This is a genomic window from Chryseolinea sp. H1M3-3, from assembly GCF_029360725.1.
GTDB lineage: Bacteria > Bacteroidota > Bacteroidia > Cytophagales > Cyclobacteriaceae > Chryseolinea.
Window position 1 is genome coordinate 247,864 of record NZ_JARKMY010000014.1, and the last position, 7,327, is coordinate 255,190.

Sequence of the window (7,327 nt, forward strand, 5' to 3'; positions counted from 1 at the left end):
AGTCTTTTCAGTTCTCCAATTACAGATTGAAAAAAGTAAGCCTTCAGATCGAGCATAGTTCATCATTCGAGATTCGGTGTTCCTTGTTCGATATTCAAAAAACGGGATTGAACACCGAATATCGAACACCGAACAAGGAATGATGAAGGGGCGTGGGGTGATAAGTTCGTGCACTACGCTATTTAAAATATTTATAAAGTTCCCGATCTTCTCCCTTCCACTGTGCAATCTTTGCCAGTGAAGTGATTAGCGGCTCCTGAAACCAACCGGGCAAACCCTGAAGATACGATTCGGAGTACGCTAGCAGCAGCGCCATATGCCATGGGTTTTCCGTCATGTCGTTTTTAAGCAGGCCATCGTTGATAAGACCGTAGGCAACCCTGATCGTTTTCTCGAGACCTGACGCCGGCACGATCTTCACCAACAATAATGATTTCTGATCCCTGGCGTTCTTGAAAAAGTGCATGTCTTCATGATTAGCCACCGCACCTTCACCTTTACCAAGCAGAATTTCCTGCCCATTTTTGCCCACCTTTACCTGGCCTTCCAGCACGCTAAATTCCTCGCGAAAACTTTTATGATAATGCCAGTCATTCCCTCCGTAGGGTTCCAACTCAACCTGTACTAATTCGTAGGCTCCATTTGTTTCGTTTCCGCTTTTCAGAAATGTAGCCGAATAGTTGCCTGCTTTGTTGTAGACCGTTTTATCAGAACGGTTACCGACGCTCCGATCCAAGGGGGGAAGGAATAACGCAAATACGACAATGCTCAGATACGCTGAAATGAGGACAAAAAAGGCAAAACCAAAAATGGAATAGAATAACTTCAGGGCAAGCCATCCTTTGACGCGCCAGATTTTAGTAATTCCAAGCGGATAGAATAACAGGGACAACGAAAACAGCCATTTTTCCGTTTTTAATGAAATTTGAGTTTTTTTTAAGCCGTTGGCTGCCGGAACTAACAAGTCTTTCATAGTTGTAAAATGTTTTGACAAAGGTCTTTGATGTTCCGCCGATCAACGTTAGGATAAACGGATTTTCATTTAGGCAAAATGGATAAAATCAATACTGCTAACTGGGCTGACTATTTTGGAGAGGCAAAGGCCACCACGCTGCATGCCAGCGAAAGATATACGGAAACGGTGTTCGAGTTTAACGAACCCAAACTGGCATCGGGCAACATCCGTACTGTTACAACACCCGGTATGGTGCTCACCGAAATGTCATTATGCTCAGGCAAACCGTTTCAACTCATCGATGCAGAACCAAAAGAAACGGCAGAGTCGGTATTTATTTTAGAAGGAGATGTAGAATCTCGTTTTCCTTACTTGAAGGAACCCCTTCATTTCAGCACCCGAAATCACAACGTGCAATACAGTACCAGCTTTGCCGGAAATCACATCTTTCATTCGGGCAATTTTCACGCGCTCACGATAACCTATGATCTTCCGTATTTAAATAGTCTTTTGCAATCCAATGAGAACAGTTCACTTCAAAAATTAGGCGAGAACATTTATCGGAGAGAAAACTACCTGGCAAGCCCTCATTCCATGAATTGGGATGGACGAATTGCGGATGTTGTGCTTTCCATGCGTCAGCGTAAATTTCAAGGCCCAACACAGTATATTTTTATCGAAAGCAAAATGATGGAGCTGTTTGCCATGCAGATGGAACATTTGCATACGCTCCAGGGTATTTCCACGAAAGAACAATGGAGGAAAGAAGATAAGGAAAAAATATTTGCGGTTAAAGAATATCTTGATTGCGCCTATCTCGAACCACTTACGCTGAAGCACCTGACGTATCATTTTGGAGTAAATGAATTTAAGCTTAAGAAAGGATACAAACATTTTTTTAATACAACGGTATTTGGATACATACTTCACCTGAGAATGCAAAAAGCCAAAGCCCTTTTGAGCGATTCGCAAATGACAATCTCTGACATAGCCCAGTTCATCGGCTACAACAATACCGGGAGCTTCTCGTATGAGTTCAAAAAACGCTACGGTTATAGTCCGAGTGAGGTTGGGAGGATTTGAACACCGAATATCGAACAAGCCTGCCCGCCGGTAGGCCGGGAACAAGGAATGATGAAGGGCGTGGCTTTAACATGCGCACCTTGATTGCTCATCATCGCGAGCGAATAGTTTTTGGAAATAAAAATCCACCGAAGCAGCATCCGATCGTTATTCGATATTCGGTGTTCCTTGTTCGATATTCAAAACGGTTTCGCATCAAGGGCAATAACTTCGAGAATGTGGGTAGGCTCAACATGGCGTAATACAAAAAAAGACCGGCTTTCCCCGGTCCCTTTTTTATTACATGCCCACGTCGTGAGCTTAACTTAAACACATAAACACCCAAACACCTAAACACTTCACCACTCCTACTCGTGGAAATTATAAGTTCTAAATCCACCTTTCTTCAAATGGCTTTCTCCTCTCATCAGGTCTAAGTCAGCGTCAACCATTTCGCGGAGCAGGGCATTCACATCGTATTTAGGTTTCCAGCCTAACTTTTCTTTTGACTTGGTTGGATCCCCTAACAATAGATCCACTTCCGTTGGACGGAAATAACGTGGATCGATGCAGACTACTTCAGCCCCTGCTTTTAATGCAGATCCTCCTTCAATGACATCGTTCTTAACGGAATCGATGATACCAACTTCTTTTACGCCGCTTCCCTTGAAGATCAACGTAGCGCCTACGTGCGCGAAAGCACGGACCATAAATTCACGAACCGATGTTGTTTCGCCTGTAGCGATAACATAGTCCTCAGGCTCTTTTTGTTGGAGGATCAGATACATTGCTTCAACATAATCACGGGCATGTCCCCAGTCACGTTTAGAATCAATGTTACCCATGTATACTTTCTCTTGTAATCCTAAGACCATACGAGCCACAGCACGAGTAATCTTACGCGATACGAAAGTCTCACCACGCAACGGCGACTCGTGATTAAATAATATACCATTGCAGGCATACATATTATATGCTTCACGATAGTTTACGGTGATCCAGTAACCATACATCTTTGCTACCGCATAAGGCGAGCGTGGATAGAATGGCGTGGTTTCAGATTGTGGTATCGCTTGTACTTTACCATATAATTCAGAAGTAGAAGCCTGATAGATGCGGGTCTTTTCAGTAAGACCTAAAAGTCTAACCGCCTCGAGAATCCGCAGGGTACCAATGGCATCCGTGTTAGCAACATATTCAGGCATATCAAAGCTTACCCGCACATGACTCATAGCCCCCAGGTTGTATATTTCATCGGGCTGAATTTCCTGGATCAGGCGGATAAGATTGGTTGAATCAGTCAGGTCACCGAAGTGCAGTTTCATACGTGCACCTTTGTCATGAGGATCCTGGTAGATATGATCGATACGCGCTGTGTTAAACAGCGAAGAACGTCTTTTCAGACCATGTACTTCGTATCCTTTATCCAACAAAAACTCTGAAAGATAGGCACCATCCTGACCGGTAATACCTGTGATAAATGCTTTTTTCATTACTACTGATATGGTTTAAAGTTAAAAGTTTAAGGATTGCCCACCCTGGCATAGGTGAGCCGGTTCATCCAAATTATATTTAAAAAGTTTCAAAGCTTTTGTTCACTGTGCATTAGTATAAACCCTCAACACTACTGAGGGCTTTTCCTGTAGCCTTAGAAAGCGCACTATTTGGCATACACTGCTATCTTACTCAAAAAATCCTGATAAGTAACGCTAATTCCTTCTTTCAGTGAGGTTTGATGGTGGAAACCGAGGCTATGTAACCGGGAGGAATCCATTAATTTTCTTGGAGTGCCGTCGGGTTTGCTCTTATCAAAGCCTATGTGCCCTTTAAATCCAACCGCTTCGGCAATGACATGAGCGAGTTCTAATATGCTGGTTTCTTCACCTGTACCCACATTGATGATTTCAGGTTTTTCATATCGTTGCATTAAAAACAAGCAAGCTGCACCGAGATCATCGGCAAACATAAATTCACGCAACGGGGTGCCTGTACCCCAGATAATGACCTCTTCAAGATTATTTTCTTTTGCCTCATGAAATCTGCGAAGCAATGCTGGAAGCACATGAGAATTTTCTGGATGGTAGTTATCGCCAAAGCCATATAAATTTGTAGGCATAGCTGATATAAACCGTTTACCATGTTGCTTATGATAGGCCTGGCAAAGTTTGATACCTGCGATCTTAGCAATGGCATAAGCTTCGTTCGTAGGTTCAAGGTATCCACTAAGAAGACTCTCCTCTTTAATAGGCTGTGGCGCAAATTTCGGGTAGATGCACGAAGATCCCAGGAATAACAATTTTTCAACATTATACCGGAAAGATGCCTCAATGACATTATTCTGGATCATCAGGTTATCATAGAGAAAATCCGCCGGATAATTATTGTTGGCTAAAATACCCCCTACCTTAGCAGCGGCCAGGAACACGTATTCCGGCTGATTCTCGCGGAAGAATTCATCCACAGCTGTCGTATTTCTCAGATCAAGTTCAGCAGATGTCGCCACCACCAAGTTGGTGTAACCGTCTTTCTGAAGTTTCCTGTAAATCGCTGAACCAACCATTCCACGGTGACCAGCTACATAAATTTTTGACTCCTTATTCATTTCCTAAAAGCGCTATATTCGTTTTTGAAGGTCTTTTCCTTATTCTACCTTTTTATGCCAATTCTAACATCCTAATCCATAAAATGGTTAGCATGAGGCTATCAAATATAAAAATAAGGCCTTAAACCGCGACAAATATAGAGGCCTCTCACCCGTCCAATGATGATTAAAGTCTTTTATCGGCGAAATTGTTGTCGTTAAAAGCGGCTGGAAACGTGTGAAAAACGCCCAGTCCAGGGCTAAAGCGCTGGGCTGGTGAGGGAGGGCTCGATGTTTATGCTCAACGCCTTTAAGTGCAAGGCAATAAACAATATATATTTGCAGCTTGTGCATAATCAATCTATGAACACGCAATCCCTGTTGGAGAAAGCAGTCCAGGCTTCTGAAAAAGCTTGTGTTGAAATACTTGAAGTCTATCATTCCGGTGATTTCCAGGCGGAACTTAAAGGGGATAATTCTCCTTTAACACTCGCCGATAAAAAAGCTCATGATACCATCACCTCCACTTTACAGTCTTTTAATCTCCCAATCTTGAGTGAGGAGGGGGCAGCGATATCCTATGATGAAAGAAAAACATGGGAATATTTCTGGATGATAGATCCCCTGGATGGCACTAAAGAATTTTTGAAACGCAACGGAGAATTTACTGTAAACATCGCGTTAATTCACAAAAAAAAAGCAGTATTGGGTGTTGTCGCTGTCCCGGTCACAGGTGACATTTACTATGCTTCTGAACAGGGAGCGTTTATCAACCGAAAAGGTGTTGTAAAAAAATTAGCATACCGTGGAAGAATTAATCTGCAACAGCCTGGTTTAAGGGTTGTAGCTTCCCGCTCCCACTTAAATACCGACACCCAACAATTCATTGACTCTCTAAAACAACCTTCCCTTGTTTCTTCAGGAAGTAGTTTGAAGTTTATGTTGTTAGCAGAAGGCGCTGCTGATGTTTATCCTCGTCACGCCCCGACGATGGAGTGGGATACCGCAGCAGCACATGCAATTGTCAATGCCGTAGGTTTACAGGTTCTAAAACAAGGATCAGCGGAAGAGTTGACATACAACAAAAAGAATTTATTGAATCCGGGATTCTTGGTGTGCTGAATTCTTGTGGGTTGCGAGGGGAAATCGATACTTGCTCACTAACTCATCATATTCTTCTTTAAATGATTTTGTCTTATGATGCGCTTCTTGATTCTTTATATAGCGCCTAACTTTATCGACCATAGATTCTGATACTGACATCGCAAAATAATCATCTTGCCATTCGAATTTTTGTGAACACAATTTGTTTTTATTCATCCAGTAAGAGGATTCTCCTTTAAGCAAATGCATGACCTTACTGATATTCTGATCGACGCGTAGTGAGATCAAACAATGACAATGTTCTTCATAGCCGTTGATGGTGTCAATGAAGACTCCTTTCGCTAATCCGTTTTCCTGAATATGGTTCCAGAGGTTTTGTCTTAAGATTGGTGAATTAAGAAATGGTATCCGGTTTTTTGTCGACCAGACAAAATGGATGTAGACTTTTAAATATGGCATAGGAATTATTAAAATGACACACAACTTTTGCTTAAAGGAAATAGATTGATTGGATATTATCAAGGGGTTTAAAGGGCTAAAGCCCAATAATCCTTGAATTTATCCCCGAGCTGAAGCTCGGGGCAATTGAATACGCTCGATGATTATGAGTGCCGGGTTCCATGTTTTTGATGATTTAAGAATCGATTTTTATGATTCTGCAATTGTTAACTGCAAAGGAAAGAATCACCACGAGCGCAGCGCAATTTAAATACCTCTATATTTTTTAATGCCGTACATCTGAAATAACTAAATGAAATGAAACTCTAATTATAATATCATCTGCCCCAATCATAAGGGGCTAAAGCGCAATAATCTTTCTATTATTTTCCCCGAGCTGAAGCTCGGGGATTGTAATGGATATAAATTAGCCTTTAGCCCTTTAAAAGAAGGTTGTTAAACAACCCGGATAATTTTAATTTGAATGCTCGCAGCCTTGCGCTAAAGAAAGATCTACCAACGCGCACATGGACCTCGAGCGCTTCAATTGCCCTGAGCTTTAGCTCGGGGTATTGTAATGGATATAAATTAGCCTTTAGCCCTTTAAAAGAAGGTTGTTAGAACAACCCGGATAATTTTAATTTGAATGCTCGCAGCCTTGCGCTAAAGAAAGATCTACCAACGCGCACATGGACCTCGAGCGCTTCAATTGCCCTGAGCTTTAGCTCGGGGTATTGTAATGGATATAAATTAGCCTTTAGCCCTTTAAAAGAAGGTTGTTAGAACAACCCGGATAATTTTAATTTGAGTGCTCGCAGCCTTGCGCTAAAGAAAGATCTACCAACGCGCACATGGACCTCGAGCGCTTCAATTGCCCTGAGCTTTAGCTCGGGGTATTGTAATGGATATAAATTGGGCTTTAGCCCTTTAAAAGAAGGCTGTTAGAACAACCCGGATAAATTTAATTTGAATGCTCGCAGCCTTGCGCTAAAGAAAGATCTATCAACGCGCACATGGACCTCGAGCGCTTCAATTGCCCTGAGCTTTAGCTCGGGGTATTGTAATGGATATAAATTGGGCTTTAGCCCTTTAAAAAGGTTGTTAGAACAACCCGGATAATTTTAATTTGAATGCTCGCAGCCTTGCGCTAAAGAAAGATCTACCAACGCGCACATGGACCTCGAGCG

Annotated in this window: 6 protein-coding genes; 2 read left to right on the forward strand and 4 right to left on the reverse strand. The window is 42.3% G+C overall.

Going from position 1 to position 7,327, the window contains the following annotated elements; genetic code table 11:
* Positions 1-178: 178 nt before the first annotated feature.
* Positions 179-973, reverse strand: a complete 795-nt coding sequence (locus tag P2W71_RS22270; RefSeq protein ID WP_276373608.1) for a cupin domain-containing protein — start codon at positions 971-973, stop codon at positions 179-181.
* A 78-nt stretch (positions 974-1,051) separates the two neighbouring features.
* Here P2W71_RS22270 and P2W71_RS22275 point away from each other — a divergent pair, with 78 nt between their 5' ends.
* Positions 1,052-2,038: an AraC family transcriptional regulator gene (locus P2W71_RS22275; RefSeq protein ID WP_276373609.1), complete on the forward strand. Its 987-nt coding sequence runs from the start codon at positions 1,052-1,054 to the stop codon at positions 2,036-2,038.
* Between the two features lie 347 nt (positions 2,039-2,385).
* Here the strand turns inward: P2W71_RS22275 and gmd are convergent, their stop codons facing one another.
* Both gmd and P2W71_RS22285 read right to left on the reverse strand, forming a co-directional pair.
* Entirely contained in the window at positions 2,386-3,510 is a 1,125-nt protein-coding gene (gene gmd, locus P2W71_RS22280; protein ID WP_276373610.1) for a GDP-mannose 4,6-dehydratase, read from the reverse strand.
* A gap of 167 nt (positions 3,511-3,677) precedes the next feature.
* Positions 3,678-4,619: a GDP-L-fucose synthase gene (locus P2W71_RS22285; RefSeq protein ID WP_276373611.1), complete on the reverse strand. Its 942-nt coding sequence runs from the start codon at positions 4,617-4,619 to the stop codon at positions 3,678-3,680.
* Between the two features lie 342 nt (positions 4,620-4,961).
* Between P2W71_RS22285 and cysQ the strand changes: the two genes are divergently transcribed.
* A complete protein-coding gene (cysQ, locus tag P2W71_RS22290) occupies positions 4,962-5,720 on the forward strand; it encodes a 3'(2'),5'-bisphosphate nucleotidase CysQ (RefSeq protein ID WP_276373612.1) in 759 nt (252 codons plus the stop codon).
* Here cysQ and tnpA read toward each other — a convergent pair.
* Positions 5,691-6,161: an IS200/IS605 family transposase gene (tnpA, locus tag P2W71_RS22295; protein ID WP_276373613.1), complete on the reverse strand. Its 471-nt coding sequence runs from the start codon at positions 6,159-6,161 to the stop codon at positions 5,691-5,693. The two genes, cysQ and tnpA, sit on opposite strands and share 30 nt — an antisense overlap.
* Positions 6,162-7,327: the final 1,166 nt, after the last annotated feature.